The organism is Marinactinospora thermotolerans DSM 45154, assembly GCF_900167435.1.
Classification (GTDB): domain Bacteria; phylum Actinomycetota; class Actinomycetes; order Streptosporangiales; family Streptosporangiaceae; genus Marinactinospora; species Marinactinospora thermotolerans.
Map to the genome: position 1 here is coordinate 539,313 of NZ_FUWS01000001.1, position 25,239 is coordinate 564,551.

At 70.9% G+C, this 25,239-nt stretch carries 21 protein-coding genes; 3 read left to right on the forward strand and 18 right to left on the reverse strand.

The features are described from left to right. Window positions 1-184 precede the first annotated feature (184 nt). The 18 genes from scpB to polA form a co-directional block, all read right to left on the reverse strand. On the reverse strand, window positions 185-787 hold the full coding sequence (scpB, locus tag B5D66_RS02280) for an SMC-Scp complex subunit ScpB (protein WP_078759861.1): 603 nt from the start codon (window positions 785-787) through the stop codon (window positions 185-187). Beyond that, complete coding sequence (locus tag B5D66_RS02285; protein ID WP_078759862.1) at window positions 784-1,614, reverse strand: segregation and condensation protein A; 831 nt, start codon at window positions 1,612-1,614, stop codon at window positions 784-786. The genes scpB and B5D66_RS02285 overlap by 4 nt, the downstream gene beginning before the upstream one ends. A gap of 79 nt (window positions 1,615-1,693) precedes the next feature. Beyond that, complete coding sequence (locus B5D66_RS02290; RefSeq protein ID WP_078759863.1) at window positions 1,694-2,119, reverse strand: hypothetical protein; 426 nt, start codon at window positions 2,117-2,119, stop codon at window positions 1,694-1,696. After that, entirely contained in the window at window positions 2,092-3,057 is a 966-nt protein-coding gene (locus B5D66_RS02295; RefSeq protein ID WP_078759864.1) for a ParA family protein, read from the reverse strand. Before B5D66_RS02295 ends, B5D66_RS02290 begins: the two co-directional genes overlap by 28 nt. A 204-nt stretch (window positions 3,058-3,261) precedes the next feature. Then, a complete protein-coding gene (locus B5D66_RS02300; RefSeq protein ID WP_078759865.1) occupies window positions 3,262-4,245 on the reverse strand; it encodes a site-specific tyrosine recombinase XerD in 984 nt (327 codons plus the stop codon). 166 nt (window positions 4,246-4,411) lie between these two features. Continuing rightward, window positions 4,412-5,056 carry an NUDIX domain-containing protein gene (locus B5D66_RS02305; RefSeq protein WP_235000652.1) on the reverse strand — a complete coding sequence of 215 codons (645 nt, stop codon included), beginning with the start codon at window positions 5,054-5,056 and terminating at the stop codon, window positions 4,412-4,414. Next, window positions 5,053-6,696 carry a CTP synthase gene (locus B5D66_RS02310; protein ID WP_078759866.1) on the reverse strand — a complete coding sequence of 548 codons (1,644 nt, stop codon included), beginning with the start codon at window positions 6,694-6,696 and terminating at the stop codon, window positions 5,053-5,055. Before B5D66_RS02310 ends, B5D66_RS02305 begins: the two co-directional genes overlap by 4 nt. 263 nt (window positions 6,697-6,959) lie before the next feature. Beyond that, window positions 6,960-7,862, reverse strand: a complete 903-nt coding sequence (locus B5D66_RS02315) for a hydroxymethylglutaryl-CoA lyase (RefSeq protein ID WP_078759867.1) — start codon at window positions 7,860-7,862, stop codon at window positions 6,960-6,962. Between the two features lie 92 nt (window positions 7,863-7,954). After that, a complete protein-coding gene (ggt, locus tag B5D66_RS02320) occupies window positions 7,955-9,751 on the reverse strand; it encodes a gamma-glutamyltransferase (protein WP_235000654.1) in 1,797 nt (598 codons plus the stop codon). A 241-nt stretch (window positions 9,752-9,992) separates the two neighbouring features. Next, a complete protein-coding gene (locus tag B5D66_RS02325) occupies window positions 9,993-10,988 on the reverse strand; it encodes a GNAT family N-acetyltransferase (protein ID WP_078759868.1) in 996 nt (331 codons plus the stop codon). Between the two features lie 283 nt (window positions 10,989-11,271). After that, window positions 11,272-11,757 carry a DUF3060 domain-containing protein gene (locus tag B5D66_RS02330; RefSeq protein ID WP_078759869.1) on the reverse strand — a complete coding sequence of 162 codons (486 nt, stop codon included), beginning with the start codon at window positions 11,755-11,757 and terminating at the stop codon, window positions 11,272-11,274. Window positions 11,758-11,926: 169 nt separating this feature from the next. After that, a complete protein-coding gene (gene uvrB / locus B5D66_RS02335) occupies window positions 11,927-14,020 on the reverse strand; it encodes an excinuclease ABC subunit UvrB (protein ID WP_078759870.1) in 2,094 nt (697 codons plus the stop codon). A gap of 103 nt (window positions 14,021-14,123) precedes the next feature. After that, window positions 14,124-15,377 (reverse strand): ArsB/NhaD family transporter, encoded by a 1,254-nt coding sequence (locus tag B5D66_RS02340; RefSeq protein ID WP_235000655.1) that lies wholly within the window; start codon window positions 15,375-15,377, stop codon window positions 14,124-14,126. Between the two features lie 309 nt (window positions 15,378-15,686). Continuing rightward, the gene (coaE, locus tag B5D66_RS02345) at window positions 15,687-16,286 is read right to left on the reverse strand and encodes a dephospho-CoA kinase (RefSeq protein WP_200813481.1); all 600 of its coding nucleotides are present in this window, start codon (window positions 16,284-16,286) and stop codon (window positions 15,687-15,689) included. Window positions 16,287-16,295: 9 nt separating this feature from the next. Further along, entirely contained in the window at window positions 16,296-16,823 is a 528-nt protein-coding gene (locus B5D66_RS02350) for a GNAT family N-acetyltransferase (RefSeq protein ID WP_078759872.1), read from the reverse strand. Window positions 16,824-16,945: 122 nt separating this feature from the next. Next, window positions 16,946-18,427, reverse strand: coding sequence for a 30S ribosomal protein S1 (gene rpsA, locus B5D66_RS02355; RefSeq protein ID WP_078759873.1), 1,482 nt, complete (start codon window positions 18,425-18,427; stop codon window positions 16,946-16,948). Window positions 18,428-18,808: 381 nt separating this feature from the next. Beyond that, window positions 18,809-19,225: an alternative ribosome rescue aminoacyl-tRNA hydrolase ArfB gene (arfB, locus tag B5D66_RS02360; protein ID WP_078759874.1), complete on the reverse strand. Its 417-nt coding sequence runs from the start codon at window positions 19,223-19,225 to the stop codon at window positions 18,809-18,811. Between the two features lie 38 nt (window positions 19,226-19,263). Then, the gene (gene polA, locus B5D66_RS02365) at window positions 19,264-22,035 is read right to left on the reverse strand and encodes a DNA polymerase I (protein ID WP_078759875.1); all 2,772 of its coding nucleotides are present in this window, start codon (window positions 22,033-22,035) and stop codon (window positions 19,264-19,266) included. Window positions 22,036-22,188: 153 nt separating this feature from the next. Here polA and B5D66_RS02370 point away from each other — a divergent pair, with 153 nt between their 5' ends. From B5D66_RS02370 to B5D66_RS02380, 3 genes are all read left to right on the forward strand, one after another. Further along, the gene (locus B5D66_RS02370) at window positions 22,189-22,614 is read left to right on the forward strand and encodes a PaaI family thioesterase (protein WP_078759876.1); all 426 of its coding nucleotides are present in this window, start codon (window positions 22,189-22,191) and stop codon (window positions 22,612-22,614) included. A 69-nt stretch (window positions 22,615-22,683) separates the two neighbouring features. Next, window positions 22,684-23,490: a DUF554 domain-containing protein gene (locus B5D66_RS02375; protein ID WP_078759877.1), complete on the forward strand. Its 807-nt coding sequence runs from the start codon at window positions 22,684-22,686 to the stop codon at window positions 23,488-23,490. Window positions 23,491-23,841: 351 nt separating this feature from the next. Then, entirely contained in the window at window positions 23,842-25,083 is a 1,242-nt protein-coding gene (locus B5D66_RS02380; RefSeq protein WP_078759878.1) for an ABC transporter substrate-binding protein, read from the forward strand. Window positions 25,084-25,239: the final 156 nt, after the last annotated feature.

The following is a 25,239-nucleotide window of genomic DNA, read 5'->3' on the forward strand; positions in this document are numbered from 1 at the left end:
ACCACGACGATCATCACGGTCCCGGAAGGAACCACGCTCATCGCGATCCCGGCCATAAGAACCACGACGGTCGCCGTCGCGGCGGCGGGCGTCGAAACTGGAGTCGCCGCGCTCACCGCGCGGGGTGGAACGGTCGCGCTCACCGCGCGGACCTCGGGCGTCCCGCGCGTCGCGGGACCTGTCATTACGTGGTGTATTCACCGGTGTCGTCGAGACCTTCGATGTCGTCGGGCAGGAATGGGGCGAGATCGGGGAGTTCGTCAAGGCCGCGTAGGCCCAGGCGCTCCAGGAAGTAGGTCGTGGTGCGGTAGAGCAGCGCACCCGATTCCGGGTCGTGTCCGGCTTCTTCGATCAACCCTCTCAGTACGAGGGTACGCATAACACCGTCACAGTTCACACCGCGCACGGCCGAAACACGGCCACGCGACACCGGTTGCCGGTAGGCGACCACGGCCAGCGTCTCGAGCGCCGCCTGGGTGAGCCGGACCTCGTGGCCGTCCCTCAGGAAGTGCTCGACCACGTCGGCGCACTCGGGCCGGGTGTAGAAGCGCCATCCCTCCGCGACCTGCCTCAGGTCGAAACCACGCCCCTGCGCGGTGTATTCCCTCGACAACTCCTCCAACGTCGCCTCGACCTCCTCGACCGGAAGGTCGAAGGCGCGGGCCAGGTCATAGACGGCGACCGGCTGGTCCACCACCATCAAGACCGCCTCCAGGTCGCGCCGTAGGCGCGCCCGGCCCTCCTCACCTGCCGGTGGGACCGTGGCCGTGGCCTCCCCCACGTTCACTCCTCCTTCTCGTCTCGCTCCGACGGGGCGGTGCGCCCGTATTCGTCGGCGACCGTCACGTCGCCTTCGGCGTCACCGGTCCAGGTGACCCGCAACTCCCCGAGCGGTTCGGGCTGGTCGAAACCGACGTTGGCGGCCCGGTACAGCTCCAGCAGGGCCAGGAAGCGCGCGACGACCTCGAAGGTCCCGACGCAGTCCGCCGTGAGCTCGGCGAAGGTCAGCGTGCCGGCCGCGCGCAGCGCCTCGACCACCAGCACACCCTGCTCACGGACCGACGTCTTGGTCTGGTGGATGTGGGTGACGGGAACGCTCGGCGGTTCCTTCGGGGTGAGGGCGCGCGCGGCCAGCGCGGCGAACTCCTGTGGCCCCAGCTTGATGAACACGTCGGGACGCGATTGCGCGAAGCGCGGCTCCAGGGGGACCGCGCGGGGGAAACGGCGTCCCTGGGTGGTGAGACGGCCGGCGAAGATCGCCGCCACCTCCTTGTAGGCGCGGTACTGGAGCAACCGCGCGAAGAGCAGGTCACGGGCCTCCAGCAGCGCGAGGTCGCCCTCGTCCTCGATCTCCCCACGGGGCAGCAGCCGCGCCGCCTTGAGGTCCAGCAGCGTGGCCGCGACCAGCAGGAAGTGGCTCGCCTGGTCGAGGTCCCAGCTGTCCCCGTGGGCCTTGATGTAGGCGATGAACTCGTCGGTGACCTTCGACAACGAGACTTCGGTGATGTCCAGCTTGTGTTTGGAGATCAACCCCAGGAGCAGGTCGAAGGGGCCTTCGAAGTTGTCGAGGTGGACCTGGAAGCCACCGCCGTTGCTCGCCTCCTCCGCGGTCATGCGGTACGGGGCGGTCGAGATGCGGTCATGTCTCTAGGGTGGCACCGGTGAACCGGTGCCACCGCCGTTCCGTCCTCGCTCAGTCGTCGGTCAGTCGCTGGACCAGCCGGCTGGTCTCGCCGTGTTCCTCGAAGTCGGCGAGGAGCACGGCCACCGCCTCGCGGACGATGCGGCCCCGGTCGGCCGTGATCCCGTAGTTGGCGCGCAGCGTCAGTCTGGTCTGCTCAAGGGCGAGCAGCTCGGGACGGGAGATGTAGACCGTGATCTTCTCGTCGTGGCGCTGACGTCCGCTGGGCTGTGGAGCGCGGGCCCGTTGGGCCCGGGGCTTGCGGGACCGTTTGGCCGGTGTCTCGGCGCGCGCGTCACCGGCCGGAGCCGGCTCGGGCACGGCCGGCGGCGCCTCGGCCGGAGGCTGGGTCCCCGGCCCGGGCTCCACGCTGGTGGGCCGGAAGAACAGTTCGGCCGCACCCGGGAGGTTTACCCTCCGTGACCGTTGAGAGGCCATCTGGCCAGCACCTCCTTGGCCAGTTCCCGATAGGCGTTGGCGCCCGCGGACGAGGAGTCGAAGCGGGTGATCGGCTCGCCCGCGACACTGGCGTCGGGAAAGCGGATGGTCCGGTTGATGACGGTGCTGTAGACCTTGTCGCCGAATCCGTCGACGATCGTGGACAACACCTCGCGCGCGTGCAACGTGCGCGGGTCGTACATGGTGCCGAGGAAGCCGTCGATGACCAGCCGGTCGTTGAGCCGTTCCTGGACCTTTTGGATGGTGTCCATGAGCAACGCCACCCCGCGCAGCGCGAAGAACTCGCACTCCAACGGCACGATGACACCGTGCGCGGCGGTGAGGGCGTTGACCGTGAGCAGGCCGAGCGACGGCTGGCAGTCGATGAGCACGACGTCGTAGTCGTCCATGACCGGCGCCAGGGCGCGGGCCAGCATCTGTTCGCGGGCCACCTCGCCGACGAGCTGGACCTCGGCCGCCGACAGGTCGATGTTGCTCGGGATCAGGTCGAGACCGTCGACGTTGGTCTTCAGCAGCACCTCCTCGACCGTGACGTCACGCTGCATGAGCAGGTTGTAGACGGTCAGGTCGAGTTCACGCGGATCGAGTCTGCCAAGGCCGACCGACAGCGCGCCCTGGGGATCGAAGTCGACGAGGAGCACCCGGCGGCCGAACTCCGCCAGCGCCGCGCCGAGATTGATGGTCGTGGTGGTCTTTCCGACCCCGCCTTTCTGGTTACAGAGTGCGACGACCCTGGCCGGGCCGTGGTCGTCCAACGGTGCCGGCTCCGGGAACTCCGGTTTCGGTCTGTTGATGGTCAGTGCCGCCCCCGTGGTGCGTGTTTCCCCCCGTGGGTTGCCCACCGGTCCGGCCGTCACGCCTTCTGCGCCGGAGGCGGTCGCAACCGCTCCCGCGCCGTCGTTTCCTGACCAGCTCACAACCCTTGACCTCCCTACGGACCGACCATGACCGGCCGATTCACCCGAACCGGTTGACCGTCCGCCGGAAAAACTCAATATGTCGACAGCTTCGAACCGTCGTGCGGCGACTCTAGAACGTCGTCATGGCCGAATCAACGTGACACTCTCTGTGGTGCCGGACGCCCCGAGCCGACCGTTTCATGCCGTCACGTCCGGATTCGCCTATGCCCTGGCGCCGGATCGAGGATGGCTGGACGCATAGACCTCGCGCAACCGGTCGACGGTGACCAGGGTGTAGACCTGGGTCGTGGTGACCGAAGCGTGGCCGAGGAGCTCCTGGACGACACGGACGTCGGCTCCGCCGTCGAGCAGATGGGTGGCGAAGGAGTGGCGGAGCGTGTGGGGCGAGACCGCGCCGATCCCCGCGCGTTCCGCGGCGGCCCGCAGCACCGACCACGCCCCCTGCCGGGTGAGCCGCCCGCCGCGCGCGTTGAGGAACAGGGCGGGCGTGCCGCGGCCCGAGGCGGCCAGTACCGGCCGGGCCCGGACCAGGTAGGTGTCGATGGCGTGGCGGGCGAACCGGCCGATCGGGACCAGGCGTTCCCTTCCCCCCTTGCCGCGGAAGCGCACCACGTCGACCTCGCCGCCCCCCTCCGCGGGATCGCCGGCGGGGACCCGGTCGATGTCGTCGACGTCGAGCCCCACCGCCTCGGAGATGCGCGCCCCGGTGCCGTAGAGCAGCTCCAGCAGGGCGTGATCACGCATTCCCCGCGGGTCCTCGGCGGAGTCCACGGCGGCCAGCAGCGTCTCGACCTGGTCCAGCGAGATCGCCTTGGGCAGCCGCCGGGCCGGGGCGGGCGGCCGTACGGCGCTCGCCGGATCGTCGGGGGTGAGCCCCTCGCGCATCGCGAAACGGTGCAGGCCGCGCACGGCGACCACGGCCCGTCCCGCCGAGGCGACCCCCAGCGGGGGGCGGGTCCCGTCCCCCTCGCGGAGTTCCCGTAGGAAGGCCGTGACGTCCCCCTCGGTGACCTCGGCGAGGTCGGTGAGACCGCGAGCGTCCAAGAACGCCAGGTAGCGCCGTAGGTCGCGCCGGTAGGAGGTGAGCGTGTTGGAGGCCAGACCCCGCTCGACCGTGAGGTGGTCGAGGTAACCGCGCACGGCCGAGGTCAGCGCGGGCGCCGGCTCCGCACCGTCCTCTTCCACACGCGTGACCGTCGTGGCTGCCCCCTCACCTGGTTTCGGGGAGATGATGCCACATAACAGGAAGATCCAACCGCGAACACGGCGATCCAGCCCCGAATCACCGCATTCGACGCCGAAGGGGCCGGTGGGGACGGGACCCCGTCCCCACCGGCCCCTTTCGTCGCTCCTAGTCGCGAGCGGGACGCAGTGCCGCGAACCCCTCGCGCGCGGCGGCGTGCGCGGCGAGGATGCCCACCACCGTGGCGGCGTTGTGCAACCGGCCCTCCAGCACGGCCCGCACCGCCTCCTCCAGCGGCACCCAGGCCAGCGGCATGTCCGCCTCTTCGTGCACCCGCACGAAATCGATCTCGCTCGGGGGGACCTCGCTGATCTCCCGGGCCAGGTAGACGACGATCTTCTCGTTGGAGAACCCCGTTGAGGGGAACACCTCGGCCAGCTCGTACCACGCCTCGGCCCGGTGCCCGGTCTCCTCCAGCAGCTCCCGCTGCGCAGTGCGCAGCGGGGACTCGCCGTCCATGTCGCGCAGGCCCGCGGGAAGCTCCCACAGGTAGTGGCCGACGGGGTGACGGTACTGACGCAGCAGGAGCACCCGCCCCTTGTCGTCCATCGCCAGCACGACGACGGCGCCGGGGTGGTCCAGGTAGTCGCGGGCGACCGTCTCGGAACCGTTCTCACCCGGCATCACCACCCAGTCGGTGCGCATCCCCGCCTTGGCGCCGCGGTACCGCTCGACGCTGTCACGGACCTCCCAGGTCTGCGGCCTGTCGGCGATCTCCTCCGACCATTCGGCCACCTCCCGATCCCCGCTCACCGCTGGCTACCGGACCGCTCCAGCGCGGCCGAGATCAGCCCGGCGAACAGCGGGTGCGGGCGGGTGGGCCGGGAGCGGAGTTCGGGGTGGGCCTGGGTGGCGACGAAGAAGGGGTGCTCCTCGCGGGGCAGTTCGACGTACTCCACCAGGTGGCCGTCGGGCGACAGCCCCGAGAAGACCAGGCCGGCCTCCTCCAGCCGGGACCGGTAGGCGTTGTTGACCTCGTAGCGGTGCCGGTGGCGCTCCGACACCTCGGCGGCCTCGTAGAGGTCGCGCACCTGGGACCCCTCAAGGAGCCGGGCCGGGTACATGCCCAGTCGCATGGTGCCGCCCATGTCGCGCTCGCCCGCGACGACGTCGGTCTGGTCGGCCATCGTCGCGATCACCGCGTGCTTGGCCTTGTCGTCGAACTCGGCGCTGTTGGCGCCCTCCAGGCCCACGACGTTGCGGGCGTACTCGATGACCATGCACTGCAGCCCCAGGCAGATGCCCAGGAGCGGGAGCTTGTGCTCGCGGGCGTAGCGGATCGCGCCGAGCTTGCCCTCGATGCCGCGCACGCCGAACCCTCCGGGGATCAGCACGCCGTCGACGTCGGCCAACTCGGCCGCCGCCCCCTCGGGGCTGGCGCAGTTGTCGCTGGCCACCCAGCGGATGTTGACCCGGGTGTCCTTCGCGAAGCCGCCGGCGCGCAGCGCCTCGGTGACCGACAGGTAGGCGTCGGGAAGGTCGATGTACTTGCCCACCAGGGCGATGGTGACCTCGTGCTCGGGCTGGTGGACGCGGCGCAGCAGGTCGTCCCACTCGGTCCAGTCGACGTCCCGGAAGGCCAGCCCCAGCCGCCGCACGACGTAGGCGTCCAGGCCCTCGCGGTGCAGCACCTTGGGGATGTCGTAGATGGACGGCGCGTCGGGCGTGGAGACCACACCGCCCTGGTCCACGTCGCACATCAGGCTGATCTTGTTCTTCAGGCTCTGCGTGATCGGCCGGTCCGAACGGCACACGATCGCGTCGGGCTGGATACCGATGCTGCGCAGCGCCGCGACGGAGTGCTGGGTCGGCTTGGTCTTGAGCTCGCCGGAGGGGCCGAGGTAGGGCAGCAGCGACACGTGCAGGAAGAAGCAGTTGTCCCGCCCGATCTCGTGGCGGATCTGGCGCACCGCCTCCAGGAAGGGCTGCGACTCGATGTCGCCGACCGTTCCGCCGATCTCGGTGATGACCAGGTCGACGTCGGCGTCCTCCATCGCGTAGATGCGCGCCTTGATCTCGTTGGTGATGTGCGGGATCACCTGGACGGTGTCGCCGAGGTAGGCGCCCTGCCGCTCCTTGGCGATCACGCTGGAGTAGACCTGGCCGGTGGTGACGTTGGCCGACCCCGAAAGCTCGGTGTCGAGGAAACGCTCGTAGTGACCGATGTCGAGGTCGGTCTCGGCGCCGTCGTCGGTGACGAACACCTCTCCGTGCTGGAACGGGTTCATCGTTCCAGGGTCGACATTGAGGTAGGGGTCCAGCTTCTGCATGGTGACCCGCAGGCCGCGGGACTTCAACAGCCGCCCGAGGCTGGAGGCGGTGAGGCCCTTACCGAGACTGGAGGCGACGCCGCCGGTGACGAAGAGGTGTTTGGTGCTCGCGGCGGATGCCAAAGTGATGCTCCCGTGGTCGAATGGCTACGGATCGCCCGAATGCGCCAGGCGACCGTGCGGTGTCCTGCGGCGGCGGAGGCTCGGCCTGTGCGGCCACCGCGGACCCACGGGCCACCAGGATAACAGCGCCCCACCTGTGTGAGCGCCGCTCACCCCGGGCACGGTCCGACCGAAGGGGCGCGGCCGAGCGCCCCTACCACACGGTCTCGCCCCTGCCAACACCATAGCCGCCCCGGGAATTCCGCGCCGGCGCGCCCCCGCGGTCAGGAGGCGGGGAACCCGCCCGCCCTGCCCAGCAGCGCCGGGGGCTCCTTGCCCAGCAGCGTCCCCAGCCAGGTCCCGGTCGCGGCGATCTCGCGCTCGTCCACCCCGCTCCGCACTCCGCTGCGGTGCAGCAGGTAGAGCAGGTCCTCGGTCGCGATGTTGCCGGTCGCGGCCGGAGCGAACGGGCAACCGCCGAACCCCCCGACGCTGGAGTCCAAAACGCTCACCCCCTGCTCGTAGGCTGCCAGCGCGTTGGCGTAACCGGTGTTGCGGGTGTTGTGGAAGTGGCAGCGCAACCGGGCCCCCTCCGCCACGTCGCGCACCCTGGCGACCAGGTCGGCGACCTGACGGGGAACGCCCACGCCGATCGTGTCGGCGATGGCGATCTCCACCGCGCCGGCCCGCGCGGCCCGCCGCGCGATCTCGGCCACCCGCTCCGGCGGGGTCTCGCCGTCGAAGGGACAGCCGAAGGCCGTGGAGATCGTCACGCTGAGCGGCAGGCCGGCCGTTTCCGCGGCCGCGGCGATGTCGTCGCAGACGGCGAGCATCTCCTCGACCGTGCAGCCCTGGTTGCGCAGGCAGAATCCGTCGGTGGCCGGGACCGCGACGTTGATCTCGTCCACCCCCGACGTCAGGGCGCGGTCCAGCCCCTTGCGGTTGAGGACCAGGCCGATGTAGGAGACGCCGTTCTCGCGGGGGACCGAGGCCATGACCTCCTCGGCTCCCGCCATCTGCGGAACCCTACGGGGGTTGACGAAGCTCACCGCCTCGATGCGGCGGATCCCCGCGGCGACGGCCCGGCCGATCAACTCGACCTTGTCGGCCACCGACAGGACCGCCTCCTCGTTTTGGAGGCCGTCTCGCGGCCCGACCTCGACGATCTCCACCCGTGCGGTCTCCATGGCGCCCTCCGTTCGTCTCTACCAGGTCCCATCATCCCCGGCGCGCCCTCGGCCGCGGCCCCCTCCCCTACCGGAGGGGGCCGCGGCCCTGGTCAGCGCCAGGAGGGGCGCAGGACCTGGGCGTCCCCGCCACCGCGCCGCTCGGGTTCGGCGACGGCCTGGATCCGCCCGTCGGGCAGGTACTCCAGCGCCGCCACGGCCCCGATCTCCGCGGTCTGGGAGAACAGATGCCCCAGTTCGCTCAGCGCCTTCTCGTCGGGGGTGCCGAAGAAGGCGGGTTCGGCCTGGACGCGCTCGGCGTTGCGCTGCGACAGCCGGGGCGCGGCCACCGCCTCGGGAAGCGATCGGCCCGCGTCGACCCGGTCGACGAGCACCTGTAGCACCGTGGTGATGATCGTGGCGCCCCCGGGGCTGCCCAGGGCCAGCCACGGTTCGCCGTCTCGCAGCACGATGGTGGGCGCCATGCTGGAACGCGGACGTTTGCCGGGACCGGGCAGGTTCGCCGCCCCCGCGCCGCTGGCCGAGACCTGGAAGTCGAAGTCGGTCAGCTCGTTGTTGAGGATGAAGCCGCGCCCGGGCACCGTGATGGCGCTGCCCCCGGTCTGTTCGATGGTGAGGGTGTAGGAGACGACGTTGCCCCAACGGTCGGCGGTGACCAGGTGGGTGGTCGAGGGTCCCTCACGGTTCTCCGCCGCGGGCGCGCCCTCCTCGGCGCATCCGGCGCCGGCGTCCAGGTCGCCGGGGGCGACGGGCGCGGCCAGGACGGAGGCGGTATCGATGTGGCAGGCGCGCTGCGCGGCGTACTCCGGAGACAGCAGCCGCTCCAGGGGGACGTCGACGTGGTCGGGGTCGCCGATGTGGACGTTGCGGTCGGCGTAGGCGAGCTTGCTCGCCTCCAGCGTGACGTGCCGGATCTCCTCCTGCGACAGTTCCGCGGGGTCGAAGGTGGAGAGGATGTTCAGCGCCTCGCCGACCGTGGACCCCCCGGAGGAGGACGGCGGCATCCCGTAGACGTCGAGCCCGCGGTAGTCGACGTGGGTCGGCGCGCGCTCGACCAGCTCGTAGGCCGCCAGGTCGTCGGTGGTCATGAGTCCCGCTCGCACCTCGCGCGTGGCATCGGGCGCCACCGGCGGGTCGGTGACGGTGGCGACGATGTCGGCGCCGATGTCGCCCTCCAGGACCGCGGCCCCCTCACGGGCGAACGCCCGGTAGGTGTCGGCGAGGTCGGGATTGCGCAGCACGGTCCCCACCTCGGGCGGGGCGCCGCCGGGGAGGAACAGCTCCGCCGTCGCGGGGAAGTCCGCGAACCGCTCGGCGTTGTCGCGGGTCTGGGAGCGGAAGGTCTCGTCGACGACGAACCCCTCCTCGGCGAGTTCGATGGCCGGCCGCAGCACCGTCGCCGGTCTCTTGCGTCCCCACTCGTCCAGGGCGTGCTCCCAGGTGGCCGGCGTCCCCGGAACACCGACGGACAGCCCGGAGGTGACCGCCTCGGCGAAGGGGATGGGGGCGCCGTCCTCAAGGAAGGCGTCCTCCCCCATGGCCGCGGGAGCGGTCTCACGGCCGTCCAGCGTGTGGACGCGCCCGGTGGCGGCCTCGTAGTAGACGAAGTAGCCACCGCCCCCGAATCCGGCGGAGTAGGGCTCGGTGACCCCCAGCGCGGCGGCGGCGGCGATCGCCGCGTCAACGGCGTTGCCGCCCGAGCGCAGCATCTCCATGCCGGCGCTCGTGGCGTCGGGGTCGACGGTGACCACGGCGCCGCCCCGTCCCACCGCGACCGGGTCACGGTCGGGAGGGCTGAGGGGACCGGCCGTCGCCGGTGTGGCCATGGTCGTGGTCACGAGCGCGAACGCCCCCGCGAGAGCGCCCAATCGGTAGGTCCTGCGTTTCACCTCGGTTACCTCCGTCTCACCCTGACCCCGTGCCACGACGCTCCGGGGCGGAGCACGCGCCGACGGTAACCCGCGGGTCGGGTCGACCGCCAGAGGGGCCTCGGTGTGGCGGTGATGTCAGGATGAATCGCCGCTGGTCCGCTGTGCGAGGTTCATGGAATGGTTATCATCCACTCCACTTTTACGGCGTAGATCCGGATTGGGTGCTGTGACGCCCCGCCCGACCGCTCCCGGCCCGCTCTCAGCGCAGCGCGAGCGCTGGACGGACCTCCCAGGTGGTCCACAGCGGGCGGTACCCCATACGGCTCCAGAACGGACCCGACAGGGGGTTCATCACCGCGTAGTTGAGCAGGGTGGCCCCGACGCCGTGGGTGTCCAACGCCTGGTGCGCCTGGTCCACCAGCGCGGTGCCGATCCCCTGGCCGCGCTCCTCGTCGGCCACCACCCCGTAGCCGACGTAGGCCGCGGGTCCGGTCGACACCAACGGCGCCACCCAGCGAGCGCGCTCGGGCGGCGACACCCACACCAGCCCGACCGGACGTCCCCGCCGTTCGGCCAGCCAGATCCACGACGGCGGCCGGCTCAGCGCCCGCGCCACCACGCGGCGGGTCTGCTCCGCGGTCTCCGGCTGGATGAAGACACCGCCGAAGTGCTCGCCGTAGCGGTGCTCCTCCATGAGCAGGCCGACCACGGCGGCCAGGTCGTGGAAGTCCGCGAGCCGGATCGTCACGTCGCGCGGCGGCAGCGAGGGCGGCACGCCCCTGCGCCGCTGGCGTACGGCGAGCACCGTGAACGGCTGGAGCCCGTGGCGCTGCAACGGGCGCACCCCGCAGATGTCCCGGGCCGGCCAGGACAGGAGCGCGGCCGACTCCGACCCCGTCCCGCTGGGAAGCTCCTCCAGCTGATCGCGCCAACTCGTCAGCAGCGAGTCGAGGGCCCCCTCGGGGTCGGGACCACCCACGACCGGAGTCAGCCAGTGCTGGTCGGGCATGCCCCAGGTGCGCCCCACCTCGCCGGGCTGATACCACGAATAGCGCATCGTCCCGGTGGCGACCGGGCGCCCTTCCTCGTCGCTGACCGTCAACAGCGGATAGGTCGTCAGCCGTGGCAGGGACGGCCTCGGTAGCAACGGGTCGACTGCCGACCAGCGCTTGGCGACCGATCCCACCAGCAGATCGAACTCCGCACTGCCGTCGGGCGGATCGTCATGTCGCACGCGCGCGACATAACCACTCATCTATCCCTCCCTGACCGCACACGCGCCCCTGGCGGTCACACGCCGGCGCTACGCTACCGGCACTTCCGTGTCGATCACGGTCCGTCGCTTCTCGGATACGACAGGAGACGCTACCGCCTCGGCCCGTCGATCGTAGAGACAAACCTCGAACTTTCCGACTTTGTTTTGAAATTGTCGCCGTGCAATTTCTTCTGCGGGAACCCGGATGGGCCTCCGGCCTCATGACGAACCGGCGGCCCGGAGGGGCTCCCCCGGGCCGCCGGTCGAACGGACGCCCCCGGACTCAGGGAGTCGCGTCACCCCCCTGAGCGGCGGTGTTGTTGATTCCCGTGTTCGTCACCTCGGGCTCGCCCGAGGCGTAGTGGACGGTGTTCTCCGCCCCGGTCATGCGCACGGAGTCGGCGGTGCCCACGTGGACCTCGTTCTCGTTGCCGGTGACCGACACCGACCCGCACTGGCCGTTGAGCGTGACCACGGCCCCACTGGCCACGACGCTCACGTCGCGTCCCGCGCAGTCCTCGGTGGTGTTCTGGCCGTCGGAGGCGATCGTCAGGGTCTGGCCGTCGCTCACCGACAGACCACCCTCCTCGCCCACCGACACGCCGCCACCCTCGTCACCGGAGACCGAGACCCCGTCCTCCCGGAGCGTGACCTCGCCGTTCTCCCCGGAGACCGAGACGCCCTCCTCCGACACCGACACCCCACACCCAGCCCCGAACAGGGCCAGGAGGGCCGTCGCACCCACCACCGTCGCGATCCGGCGCCGCATGTTGCACTCTCCCCTTCGTCCCCACCGGTGCAGCCACCGGTGCTCCGCCCTCTAGGACGTGACAGCGGCCCGAAGGGTTCCCCCAGGGCGGCCACAACCCGCTCACCCCGCGGGAACACGCCCCCGCGCCGCCCGCCACACCCCGGCGGCGCGGCGGCCCTGCCGCGCCTCAGGAGACGCCGGCCGCGTCCATCCCGCGCAGCTCGCGCTTGAGCTCCTTGACCTCGTCGCGCAGCCGTGCCGCCACCTCGAACTGGAGGTCGGCCGCCGCCTGGTGCATCTGGGCGCTGAGCTGGTCGATGAGATCGGCCAGCTCGTTGCGCGGCAGCGCCGAGACGTCCCTGGTCTGGCCCTCTGCGCCCAGGACGGGCACCGGTGCGCGGCCGGCCCGCTCCTGGCGCCCCCCGATCAGCGACGCGGTGTCGGCGTCCTCGCGCGCCAGCGAGTCGAGGATGTCGGCGATCTTCTTCCGCAACGGCTGCGGGTCGATCCCGTGCTCGGCGTTGTAGGCGAGCTGCTTGGCCCGGCGCCGGTTGGTCTCATCGATCGCCCTGCGCATCGACTCGGTCACCTGGTCGGCGTACATGTGCACCTGACCGGCGACATTGCGCGCGGCCCGGCCGATCGTCTGGATCAGCGAGGTCTCCGAGCGCAGGAAGCCCTCCTTGTCGGCGTCCAGGATCGCCACCAGCGACACCTCGGGCAGGTCCAGGCCCTCGCGCAACAGGTTGATGCCGACCAGCACGTCGTACTCGCCGATGCGCAGCTCGCGCAGCAGCTCCACCCGGCGCAGGGTGTCGACCTCGCTGTGCAGGTAGCGCACCCGGATCCCCAGGTCGGTGAGGTAGTCGGTGAGATCCTCGGCCATCTTCTTGGTCAGCGTGGTGACCAGCACCCGCTCGTCGCGCTCGGCGCGCTCGCGGATCTCGTGCACCAGGTCGTCGATCTGCCCCTCGGTGGGCTTGACCTTGACCTCGGGGTCGACCAACCCGGTGGGGCGGATGACCTGTTCGACGACGTCGCCCCCGCTGCGCCCCAGCTCGTAGGGGCCGGGGGTGGCGGAGAGGTAGACGGTCTGGCCGATGCGCTCGACGAACTCGTCCCATTTCAGCGGCCGGTTGTCCAGCGCGGAGGGCAGCCGGAAACCGTGGTCGACGAGCGTGCGCTTGCGGGAGGCGTCGCCCTCGTACATGCCGCCGATCTGGGGGACGGTCACGTGCGACTCGTCGACGACGAGGAGGAAGTCCTCGGGGAAGTAGTCCAGCAGCGTGTTCGGCGGGCTGCCGGGCTCGCGGTCGTCGAAGTGCCGCGAGTAGTTCTCGATCCCCGAGCAGGTGCCGACCTGGCGCATCATCTCGATGTCGTAGGTGGTGCGCATGCGCAGCCGCTGCGCCTCCAGGAGCTTGCCGTCCCGCTCCAGCTCGGCCAGGCGTCCGGCGAGCTCGGCCTCGATCGCGGCGATGGCGCGTTCCATCCGCTCGGGGCCGGCGACATAGTGCGAGGCCGGGAAGATGTAGTACTCGTCGTCCTCGCCCAGGACCTCACCGGTGAGCGGGTGCAGCGTCATGAGACGCTCGATCTCATCGCCGAACATCTCGATCCGCACCGCGAGCTCCTCGTAGACCGGGATGATCTCGATGGTGTCGCCCCGGACCCGGAAGGTGCCGCGGGTGAAGGCCACGTCGTTGCGGGCGTACTGCATCTCGACGAGCTTGCGCAGCAACTGGTCGCGGTCGATCTCCATGCCGACCTTGAGCGTGGTCATCCGGTCGACGTACTCCTGCGGGGTGCCCAGGCCGTAGATGCACGACACCGAGGCCACCACGATCGTGTCGCGCCGGGTCAGCAGCGAGTTCGTCGCCGAGTGGCGCAGCCGCTCCACCTCCTCGTTGATCGAGGAGTCCTTCTCGATGTAGGTGTCGGTCTGCGGGACGTAGGCCTCGGGCTGGTAGTAGTCGTAGTAGGAGACGAAGTACTCGACCGCGTTGTTGGGCAGCATCTCCCGGAGCTCGTTGGCGAACTGGGCGGCCAGCGTCTTGTTCGGCTGCATCACCAGGGTGGGACGCTGCACCTGTTCCACGAGCCAGGCCACCGTCGCGGTCTTACCGGTACCGGTCGCCCCCAGCAGGACGGTGTCGGTGTCGCCGGCCTGGACCCTGCGGGACAGCTCGGCGATGGCCGCGGGCTGGTCGCCCGCCGGGGTCATCTCCGAGACCACCTGGAAGGGCGCCACCTTGCGCTGGATGTCGCTCACCGGACGCACGTCGCCTCAACTCCCCCTGACTCGGATTCCCGGCCTCGTTCCCACCGTATAGCCGGGTGGTGACAACACGGCCCGGCGCGTACCGATTCCCCGCCGCCCGGGATCAACCGCCCGCCGGCAGCGCGGCCACGGCCGCCCCCGTCGCCACCACCGCGAGCCCCCCGCCCAGGAGCGCGAACCTCACCGGCGCGATCCGCACCCCGTGCCTGCGGCACGACTCCAGCCACAGCAGGGTCGCCAGCGACGCCCACGGCGTCACCAGGACACCGACGTTGGTGCCGATCAGCAGCGCCAGCACCAGGCCCGGCTCCCCCGCCGGAAGCACCGCCTCCACGGCGGTGTAGGCCGGCAGGTTGTTGACCAGGTTGCCCAGCGCGGCCCCCACCGCGGCGACGCGCAGGGCCGACCCGGCCCCCTCGCCCGCGAACGGCGCCAGGAGCGCGGCCAGCCCGAGCTCGTTGAGCGCCGGGACGACGAGGAAGAGCCCGGTCACAAAGACCAGGAGCCTCCAGGGGATCAGGGTCGAAGTCAGGGCCGCGCGGTCGCGCAGGACGTGCGCCACGACGAGCAACGCCGCTGCGACCGTCGCGACGAGCTCGACGGGGGCACCCGCCAGCACCCCCACCGCGAACAGCAGGCAGGCCGTCGCCGCGGCCCACAACAGCGGCCGGTCCCCCACCGGGGTCGGGGATGGAACCTCGTAACGCCGCGCGCCGCGCGCGCCACGTCGCCAGTAGCCGAACCACAGGAACAGCGCCGTCACCGCGATCGCCGCGAGTTGCGGCGCCCACATCCGCGCCGCGAACTCGTGGGTGGACAGGCCGGCGCGGTCCATGGCGAGCAGGTTGGTCAGATTGGACACCGGAAGCAGCAGGCTCGCGGTGTTGGCCGTCCACACGGTCGTCATCGCCAACGGCAGCGCGGCGATCCCGGCCCTGGCCGCCAGGGCCAGCAGAACGGGGGTGAGCAGCACCGCGGTGGTGTCCAGGTTGAACAGGGCGGTGGTCAGCGACGCGAAGGCCAGGCACAGGGCGAACAGCAGCGCGTAGTTCCCCCGGCCGAGGATCGCGACGCGGGTGGCGATCACGTCGAAGAGCCCGTCGCGTCTCGCCAGTTCCGCCAGGACGATGACGGCCGTCAGGAACAGCAGCAGGGGGGAGACCCGGGCGACGCTGTCGACGGCGACGGCGGTCGGCAGCACGCCGGTCAGCACGAACAGCAGCCCCAGGACCAACAGGCCGAGGCGGACCAGGTCGAGCACGCCGAACCGGCGCCACCCCGACGGCCGGGCGGGGCGCCCCTCCCCCGTTGTGGGGGAGGGATCGGGAAGCGGAGGGGACGGGGGTGAGGAGGACACGGCCGCCATGATGACATGTCGGATTTCCTCCCGTCGGTTCGCCGCGGCTCTCTCGCCCGGCCCCGACGAAGGGCCACGCCCGTCCCCGTCTTCCTCCCGGTGGTCCGGGTCCGGCGCCACCACGACCGGCCCCGCTCCCACGCGCGGAACCCGCTGGGGGCGGCCCACGGTCACGCGGCCCGCTGTCCCGCCTCCTGTCCCCGCTGGGCGGTGGCGGCGTTCGCGTGAACGGCGTGGTGGGCTGTCCGACGGTCGGCGCGGAAGGGCGGAGAGCGCCGGCGGTCCTACGCGAGGGCGCCCCGCGCCCGATCAGGTCTCGGCCCGGCGCCGCAGCTCCTCCCAGACGCGGGCGACACGCTCCTCCAGCTCGGCGACGCCGCCGGAGTTGTCAATCACCAGGTCGGCGACTGCCAGACGCTGCTCGCGAGAGGCCTGGGCCCGTACCCGGGCGCGCGCCTGTTCCTCGGGCATGCCGCGGTTGGTGACGACCCGCTCGATCCGGGTCTCCACCGGGGCATCCACGACGACCACCACGTCGTAGAGGTCGGCCAGCCCGTTCTCCACCAGGAGGGGCACGTCGTAGACGACGACCGCGTCCCGTGGAGCGGCCGCCATGAGCTCCTCGGTGCGCGCGGCGACCCTGGGGTGCACGATCGCGTTGAGGCGGGCGAGCCTGTCCTCGTCGGCGAAGACGATCTCGCCGAGACGGGGCCGGTCCAGGCGGCCCTCGGGGGTGAGCACCCCCTCCCCGAACTCGGCCACGACCTCGGCCAGCCCGTCGGTACCGGGTTCGACGACCTCCCGGGCGATCCGGTCCGCGTCGATGACGACGGCACCACGCTCGGCGAGGCGTCGCGCCACCTCGCTCTTACCCGAGCCGATTCCCCCGGTGAGTCCCACGCGCAGCATGGGCCGAGCCTACGGGGTGCCGGCGATGGGAACCCGCCCGGGGACCTCCTTGCGGAGATGCACCATCGTCAGGTGCCCGGCGATGCGCTCACGCGTCGTCTCCTGGTATCCCAGCCCGCGGTACAGGCGCAGCCCCGCGTCACCGGTGTGGGTCGTGGTCAGGGCGAAGGCCGACAGGCCGGGGTGGCGCTCCAGCGCGTACCGCTCGATGGCGCCGGCCAGGGTCCGCCCCAGCCCGCGGCGGCGTTGGTCGGGGGCCACCGCGAGCCTGCCGATGAGGAAGGTGCGGCCGGCGGACCTGCCGCGCGCGGCGCCGACGATCCGGCCGCCCCGGGTCGCCTTGAGCAGCAGCGCCCCCTGGTCCATGGCGGAGCGGATCTGGGGGACGGTCTCGGTGAGCGGGGGGATACAGGGATCGCCGCACGCCTGCGCCTCGAAGACGTAGGCGGCGAGCTGGAGCGTCCAGATCTCCCCCACGTCCTCGGCTTCGGCCGGGCCGATGGTGATATCGGGGGCGATGTCGGTCGGGAGGCTCATGCCGGCTCCTCGAAGGGGCGGGCGGTCCGCACCGCCCGATCGGTCCCGACCATAGCGGAGGGCCGCTCCCCGTACGGGGAGCGGCCCTCGGTGATTCGCGATCCCGGAGTCCGGGAACGTGATCAGCTGTCGCTGCCGCCGGCCAGCTTCTCGCGCAGCGCGGCCAGCGCCTCGTCGGAGGCGAGGGCGCCACCGGAGGAGGAGCTGGTGGAGGAGCCGGAGGTGTCCGCCTCGCTCTCGTACTGCGACGGGACGCCGGCCTCGGCCTCGGCCTCGGCCGCGCGGGCCTCCTCGACCTGCTTGCGGTGCGCCTCGAAGCGGGCCTGCGCCTGGGCGTACTGGCGCTCCCACTCGTCGCGCTGGGCCTCGAAGCCCTCCATCCAGTCGCCGGTCTCGGGGTCGAAGCCCTCGGGGTACTTGTAGTTCCCCTGCTCGTCGTACTCGGCGGCCATGCCGTACAGCGTCGGGTCGAACTCGGTCTGGTCCGGGGCGACGCTCTCGTTGGCCTGCTTGAGGGACAGGCTGATCCGGCGACGGTCGAGGTCGATGTCGATGATCTTGACGAAGATCTCGGTGCCGACCTGGACGACCTGCTCGGGGATCTCGACGTGGCGCTCGGCCAGCTCGGAGATGTGGACCAGGCCCTCGATGCCCTCCTCGACGCGGACGAACGCACCGAACGGCACCAGCTTGGTGACCTTACCCGGGACGACCTGTCCGATCTGGTGGGTGCGGGCGAACTGCTGCCACGGGTCTTCCTGGGTCGCCTTGAGCGACAGGGAGACGCGCTCGCGCTCCATGTCGACGTCGAGGACCTCGACCGTGACCTCCTGGCCGACCTCGACGACCTCGCTCGGGTGGTCGATGTGCTTCCAGGACAGCTCGGAGACGTGCACCAGACCGTCGACGCCGCCGAGGTCGACGAACGCGCCGAAGTTGACGATCGAAGAGACGACGCCCTTGCGGATCTGACCCTTCTGAAGGGTGTTGAGGAAGGTCTGGCGGACCTCGGACTGGGTCTGCTCCAGCCAGGCGCGACGGGACAGGACCACGTTGTTGCGGTTCTTGTCCAGCTCGATGATCTTGGCCTCGAGCTCGCGGCCCACGTAGGGCTGGAGGTCACGCACGCGACGCATCTCGACCAGGGAAGCCGGCAGGAAGCCGCGCAGGCCGATGTCGAGGATGAGACCACCCTTGACGACCTCGATGACGGTGCCGGTGACGACGCCGTCCTCTTCCTTGATCTTCTCGATCGTGCCCCAGGCGCGCTCGTACTGGGCGCGCTTCTTGGAGAGGATCAGGCGGCCTTCCTTGTCCTCCTTCTGGAGGACAAGGGCCTCGACGTGGTCGCCGACGGCCACGACCTCGCTGGGGTCGACGTCGTGCTTGATCGACAGCTCACGCGAGGGGATGACGCCCTCGGTCTTGTAACCGATGTCGAGCAAGACCTCGTCTCGATCGACCTTCACGATGGTGCCTTCGACAATGTCACCGTCGTTGAAGTACTTGATGGTCTCGTCGATCGCCGCGAGGAAGGCTTCCTCGGACCCGATGTCGTTGACCGCTACCTTCGGTGTCGAGGTGGCCTCGGTGCTGCTCGTCATGTGTGGGTGGACTCCGGATACGGACATGGATTGAAAGTTCGTTGACGTCCTGGATCCGCAACGGCTCGGCTCGGCACCACGACCGAACGGCGGGTCAACGGCGCCTGGGCGCCCTATCTCCATCGGCCTCGACCACCGACCGACCGCCGCGCCACCGTTTCCGGGAGCCGTACCGGAGGGGCGAGCAAGCCAGCCCATCCGGAGCGTCCCCCGGGGACGAGTAGCGCATGCGAATCCACAACGCTCCGGCCAGAATATGAGACGAGAGCGCCCTGGTCAATCGGAAGCGCGTCCCCTAAACAGGTCTATGTCTTTATCGTCACATTTTACGGTTCTCCCAGCCTCACTCTTTATCACAGGAAGCTGGACAGGGCAGACGATTCAGTCGTCGAATCGCCGCGAACGGGACCGTTTCACCTGAGAACGACGGCGTTTGGCGTCGAGCCGACGCTCCTTGGCGGCACGCGAGGGGCGGGTGCCGCGTCGCGGACGCGCGGGCGGAGCGGCCGCCTCGCCCAACAGCTCCGCCAGGCGCGCGACCGCGAGCTCGCGATTGCGCGCCTGTGAGCGGGAGTCCTGCACCGTGACCGTCACCACCCCGTCCACGAGCCGGCCGGCCAACCGCTCCAGCGCGCGTTCACGCTGGGTCGGGGAGAGCGCGGTCGTCGAGGTGAGGTCCAGGGAGAGCGAGACCCGGGTGGCCGAGGTGTTGACGTGCTGTCCTCCCGGCCCGCTGGACCGGGAGAAACGCCAGTTCAGCTCCTCCTCGGGCACGACCACGCGGACACGGGCCGCCATCGTCCTCGCCTCCCCGTCGCATCGGCCGGGCCGCCGGGTCAGTGCGCGGCGTCGTGCCAGTTGGGCCCGACACCGACGGAGACCGCCAGCGGCACCCGCAGATCATAGGCGTTCGCCATGTTCTCCGACACCAATTTACGCACCGCGTCGAGTTCGTCCGCGACCACCTCGAGGACGAGTTCGTCGTGGACCTGCAGCAGCAGCCGGGAGGAGAACCCCCCCTCGCGCAGCGCCGCGTCGACGTCGAGCATCGCGACCTTGATGATGTCGGCGGCCGACCCCTGGATCGGGGCGTTGAGCGCCATCCGCTCGGCCATCTCCCGGCGCTGGCGGTTGTCGCTGGTGAGGTCGGGCAGGTAGCGGCGCCGGCCCAGCATGGTCTCGGTGTAGCCCGCGCGGCGGGCCTGCTCCACCACCTCGTGCAGGTAGTCGCGGACCCGGCCGAACTGGGCGAAGTAGTCGTCCATGAGGCGGCGGGCCTCCTCGGGGGTGGTCCCCAGCTGCTGGGACAGCCCGAAGGCGCTCAGCCCGTAGGCCAGACCGTAGTTCATGGCCTTGATCCGGGCGCGCTCCTCGCCTCCGACCTGACCGGCCGGGACCCCGAAGACCCGGGCGGCGATCTCGCTGTGGAAGTCGTGGCCGGTCTCGAACGCCTCGATCAGCGACTCGTCGCCCGACAGGTGCGCCATGATGCGCAGCTCGATCTGGCTGTAGTCGGCGGTGAGCAGGTGCTCATAGCCCTCGCCCACGACGAAGGCCCGGCGGATCCGCCGCCCGGCGTCGGTGCGCACCGGGATGTTCTGGAGGTTGGGATCGGTCGAGCTGAGCCGGCCCGTGGCGGCGATCATCTGGTTGAAGGTGGTGTGGATGCGCCCGTCGTCGGCGATCGTCTTGATCAGGCCCTCGACCGTGGTGCGCAGCTTGGTCTGGTCGCGGTGGCGCAGCAGGATGACCGGCAGCTCGTTGTCGGTGCGGGTGGCCAGCCAGGCCAGCGCGTCGGCGTCGGTGGTGTAGCCGGTCTTGATCCGCTTGGTCTTGGGCAGGTCGAGCTCGGTGAACAGGATCTGCTGGAGCTGCTTGGGCGACCCCAGGTTGAACTCGCGGCCCACCACGCGGTGGGCCTCCTGGACCGCCTGGCGCACCGCCGCAGCGAACTCGGCCTCGAGTTCGTCGAGATAGGCGCGGTCGGCCGCGATCCCGGTGCGCTCCATGGCCGCCAGCACGCGCACCAACGGCAGTTCCACCTCGCGCAGCAGACGGGTGGCGCCACGCCGCTCCAGGTCGGCGTCGAGGGCGTCGGCGAGCTCCAGCGTGGCCCGGGCGCGCAACGCGAGGTCCCGGCGCAGGGCCTCGGCCGCGTCCCCCCCGCCGTCGATGTCCAGCGCGAGCTGCCGCCCGCCCTCCTCCTGGGGGGACAGTTCACGGTTGAGGTAGCGCAGGCACAGGTCGCCCAGGCCGACGTTGCGCTGGCCGGGCAGCGCGAGGTAGGCGGCCAGGGCGGTGTCGGCGGTGAGACCGGCGAGGTCCCAGCCGTGCGCGGCCAGGGCCAACATGGGGCCCTTGGCGTCGTGCACGGCCTTGGTCCGGTCGGGGTCGGCCAGCCACGCGGCGAGCGCGGACTCGTCGGCCGCGTCCAGGCCGGCGGGATCGACGTGGACGGCGGTCCCCGCGGGCGTGGCGATGGCCAGACCGGTGATCTCGCCGGTGCCGCGCCCCCAGGACCCCGTGACGGCCAGGCCGCATCGCCCGTCGGGGCCGGCGTGGCGCTCCAGCCAGGCCCCCAGCTCCCCCGCGACCGGAGAGACCAACTCGACCTCGAAGCCCTCGTCGGAGGCCGGGGAGCCCTCCCCGGAGCCGGCCGCGTCCTCCTCGCCGAGGACGGAGAAGAGACGTTCGCGCAGCGTGCCGGCGAACTCCAGGGTGTCGAACAGCGTGTTGATGCCCGGACGGTCCCAGGCGCCCATCGTCAGCTCCTCGACGGGCACGCCGATCTCGACGTCGGTGGACAGGGCGTTGAGCCGCTGGTTGCGCAGAACGTCGTCGAGATGGTCCCGGAAGCTCTGCCCGGCCTTGCCGGTGATCTCGTCGGCGCGGGCGATGAGGTCGTCGAGCGAACCGTACTTGGCGATCCACTTGGCCGCGGTCTTGGGGCCCACCCCGGGCACCCCCGGCAGGTTGTCGGACTTCTCACCGACCAGCGCCGCGAGGTCGCGGTAGCGCTGCGGGGAGACGCCGTACTTGGTCTCGACCGCCGAGGGCGTCATGCGGGTCAGGTCCGACAGGCTCTTGCCCGGGTACAGCACCGTGCAGGTGTCGGTGACGAGCTGGAAGGCGTCGCGGTCGCCGGAGGCGATCAGGACCTCCATCCCCTTGGCGCCCCCCTCGACCGCCAGCGTGGCGATGAGGTCGTCGGCCTCGAACCCGGCGACCGAGAGACTGGCCACCCCCATCAGCCCGAGCAGTTCCTGGAGCAGCGCCACCTGGCCCGGGAACTCCGGCGGGGTCTCGGCGCGGCCCGCCTTGTAGGCGTCGTAGACCTCGTGCCGGAAGGTCGGCTCGGAACGGTCCCAGGCCACCGCGACGTGGGTGGGCCGCTCGTCACGCAACAGCTTGATCAGCATCGAGGTGAAGCCGTAGACGGCGTTGGTGGACTGCCCCGTGCTGGTGGCGAACTTGTCCACCGGCAGCGCGAAGAAGGCGCGGAAGGCCATGGAGTGGCCGTCGAGCAACAACAACCGTGGCACACCGCTCCCCTCCTTCCGCGCCGAGGGGGAACCGGACTGCTCGGGGGTCGCCTGTGTCTTCACCACAGGAGGAATCCTAGGATGCGGTGCGGACTTTTTCGCTGCACTCCGCCACCCCGCGGCCCCGTCCCCGTACGGGCGACCACCACCGCCGCGCGTGGGCGGCGCCGCGCCCACCGCGCGACGGCGAGCACACAGGACCCGAGGGGAAGGTGCACAATGACGCTGGACGCCGCACGCCTGGCCGAGCTCACGGGGAGCAGCCAGGTCGGGGGTGACCTGGGAACACGCATGGGACTGGAGATCTCACAGGCCTCGGCCCAGCGCGTGGTCGGGCGCATGCCGGTCAAGGGCAACACCCAGCCCTACGGGCTGCTGCACGGAGGCGCCTCCTGCGTCCTGGCCGAGACACTGGGGTCGCTCGGATCGGCGATCCACGCGGGCGAGGGCCGCATCGCCGTGGGAATCGAGATCAACGCCACCCACCACCGCAGCGCGACCGAGGGGCACATCACCGGCGTGGCCACCCCGGTCCACCTGGGCCGCACCCTGGCCACCTGGGACATCGAGATCACCGACGACGACGGCAGGCGCGTGTGCACCTCGCGGTTGACCTGCATGCTGCGCGACGCCCCGGGCGCCTGACCCGCGCGTGGGCGGCCACCGCGCGCACAGCCGCCCACACCGACCACCGACCACCGAGGGGGACCACCGATGCCGGGCCTGGGCACACTCATCAACGTCGCGGCGATCGTCGTCGGCGCCGCGCTGGGCATGGCCCTGGGAGGTCGGCTGCCCCAGCGCACCCGCGACGTCGTCACCGACGCGCTGGGCCTGGTGGTCCTGCTCATCGCGGCGCTGAACGCCGCGAGCGTGCTGGACGGGGAGTTCGTCGCCGCGGTGGGCTCCTCCGCCCCCACGCTCATCGTCCTGGGCTCCCTGCTCGTGGGCGGGTTCGTGGGGTCGCTGCTGCGGCTGGAGGCGCGCCTGGAACGGCTGGGCGAATTCCTCCGCCGCCGGCTGAGCCGCCGTCCCGTGCCCGCCGCGGCCGTGGCGGGCCACAGCGGCGGTCCCGACGCGACGCAGGAGACCACCCCTCCTGTGGCCACGGGCCAGGACCGCTTCGTCGAGGGCTTCGTCAGCTCCTCCCTCGTCTTCCTCATCGGACCGTTGGCGATCCTGGGAGCCATCAGCGACGGTCTGGGCAACGGCATCGACCAGCTCGTGTTGAAGGCGGCGCTGGACGGGTTCGCCGCGGTCGCCTTCGCCGCCGCGCTGGGAGTGGGGGTCATGGCGTCGGCCGGACCGGTCCTGCTCTACCAGGGGGCGTTCACCCTGTTGGGGGTGTTCCTCGGGGGTTTCCTGCCCGACTCCCACATCAGCGCGCTCACCGCGACCGGGGGGTTGCTCCTGGTCGGGGTGGCGCTGCGGCTGTTGCGCGTCCGGTCGCTGCCGGTGGCCGACATGCTGCCCGCGCTGTTCGTCGCGCCGCTCCTCACCGCCGTCGTCGCCGCCTTCTGAGCCGCGCCGGAACCCTCACCCGGTTCTGTAGTCCGCCTTAACATCACCGCCCGCCACATCGATTCGACGGGCGGTGGAGTTATGCCCACGTTTCACCACTTCACGTGATTTCCCAACCACAGAACGTGCGAATAAGCCGCTATTTCCTTTTCCAGCACCTCGAATGACTACGGGGACATAACAGCATGAATCAAAATTGGCACCGAGCCGACGGAGCATCTTCCCGAAGTAGGACAACTCTGCTTAAGCTCCGCTAATGCTCCGGGTTAAGCGGGACCGACCCCCGATCTTCCGCTCCGGAGCGCGTGCTGACCAAGCGCGTGGAACGCCGGTTGAAACGGAGAGACCTGAATGCCAAGCAAGAAGGCCCTCGGCCTCACGGCTGCGGTCGCGGCCCTGGCCCTCGGACTGAGTGCGTGTGGCGGCGGCGGAGAGAGCGGCGGCGGCGAAGGCGGAGAAGCCGACGCGCTACGGTTCGGGTACATCTTCCCCGAGACGGGCGACCTCTCCCACCTCGGCCCGCCCCAGATCAGCGCCGCCAAGTACGCGCTGCACGAGATCAACGAGGCCGGCGGCGTGCTCGGTCAGGAGGTCCCCGAGATCCTGACCGGCGACGAGGCCAACGACGCCGCCCAGGCCAACGACGCCGCGGACCGCCTGCTCGGCCAGGACGTCGACGCCGTCCTCGGCGCGGCGGCCTCGGGCATGACGATGGCGGTCATCGACCGGATCACCGGCGCCGAGGTCGTCCAGTGCTCCGGTTCCAACACCTCCCCCGACCTCAGCACCTACGAGGACGGCGGCTACTACTTCCGCACCGCCCCCAGCGACCTGCTCCAGGGCCCCATCCTCGGCCAGAAGGTCGTCGACGACGGCCACCAGAGCGTCGCCGTCGTCTACCGCGCCGACGACTACGGCCAGGGCCTCGCCGAGGCCACCGCCACCGCGCTGGAGGAGAACGGCGCCGAGGTCGTCCTCAACGAGGGCTACGACCCCAACTCGACCAACTTCACCTCGGTGGTGCAGCAGGTCGCCGGTTCCGGCGCCGACGCGGCCGTCCTGGTCTCCTTCGAGGAGGGCGTCCAGATCATCACCGGCCTCATCGAAGAGGGCTTCAGCCCCGAGCAGATGTACAGCGCCGACGGCCTCAACAACGAGGGCCTGGGCGAACTGGTCAACGCCGACGACCCCGGGGCGATCGCCGGATTCCAGGGCACCGCCCCCGGCGTCGACAACGAGCAGTTCACCACCGCCCTGACCGAGTTCGACTCCGAGCTCGAGGTGTTCCAGTACGCGCCGCAGGTCTACGACTGCGCCATCGTGATCGCCCTGGCCGCCGAGGCGGCCGAGAGCACCGACCCGACGGTGTTCGTCGAGCAGATGACCGCCGTCACGCAGGGCGACACGCAGTGCTCGGGCTTCGCCGAGTGCCGCGACCTGCTCGCCGAGGGCCAGAGCATCGACTACCAGGGTGCCAGCGGCCCCCTGGACTTCGACGAGAACGGTGACGTCACCGTCGCCTCGTTCATGATCTACGGCTTCGACGAAGAGGGCACCCACCAGGCCCTCGAATACGTCGAGTCCAAGCCGTAACGTCCCACCCCGCACCATCCCCCACCTGCGCCCCGGGCCCCCGGCCCGGGGCGCACGTCGTCTCCGGCCGCCCCCCGAAGCCCCCGCCTCCCCGAGCGCCCGCGCCCGGCCCGCGGGGCCGCACCGCCGCCCGGCACCACCGCCGCCCCCTCCCTA

What these genes read in the sequence shown, in the direction of transcription:
- B5D66_RS02285 (WP_078759862.1), bottom strand. Translation starts at nt 1,614, where the DNA reads ATGACCGCGGAGGAGGCGAGCAACGGCGGTGGCTTCCAGGTCCACCTC.
- B5D66_RS02290 (WP_078759863.1), bottom strand. Translation starts at nt 2,119, where the DNA reads ATGGCCTCTCAACGGTCACGGAGGGTAAACCTCCCGGGTGCGGCCGAA.
- B5D66_RS02315 (WP_078759867.1), bottom strand. Translation starts at nt 7,862, where the DNA reads ATGGAGACCGCACGGGTGGAGATCGTCGAGGTCGGGCCGCGAGACGGC.
- B5D66_RS02325 (WP_078759868.1), bottom strand. Translation starts at nt 10,988, where the DNA reads ATGAGTGGTTATGTCGCGCGCGTGCGACATGACGATCCGCCCGACGGC.
- B5D66_RS02330 (WP_078759869.1), bottom strand. Translation starts at nt 11,757, where the DNA reads ATGCGGCGCCGGATCGCGACGGTGGTGGGTGCGACGGCCCTCCTGGCC.
- coaE (WP_200813481.1), bottom strand. Translation starts at nt 16,286, where the DNA reads ATGCTGCGCGTGGGACTCACCGGGGGAATCGGCTCGGGTAAGAGCGAG.
- B5D66_RS02350 (WP_078759872.1), bottom strand. Translation starts at nt 16,823, where the DNA reads ATGAGCCTCCCGACCGACATCGCCCCCGATATCACCATCGGCCCGGCC.
- rpsA (WP_078759873.1), bottom strand. Translation starts at nt 18,427, where the DNA reads ATGACGAGCAGCACCGAGGCCACCTCGACACCGAAGGTAGCGGTCAAC.
- arfB (WP_078759874.1), bottom strand. Translation starts at nt 19,225, where the DNA reads ATGGCGGCCCGTGTCCGCGTGGTCGTGCCCGAGGAGGAGCTGAACTGG.
- B5D66_RS02370 (WP_078759876.1), top strand. Translation starts at nt 22,189, where the DNA reads ATGACGCTGGACGCCGCACGCCTGGCCGAGCTCACGGGGAGCAGCCAG.
- B5D66_RS02375 (WP_078759877.1), top strand. Translation starts at nt 22,684, where the DNA reads ATGCCGGGCCTGGGCACACTCATCAACGTCGCGGCGATCGTCGTCGGC.
- B5D66_RS02380 (WP_078759878.1), top strand. Translation starts at nt 23,842, where the DNA reads ATGCCAAGCAAGAAGGCCCTCGGCCTCACGGCTGCGGTCGCGGCCCTG.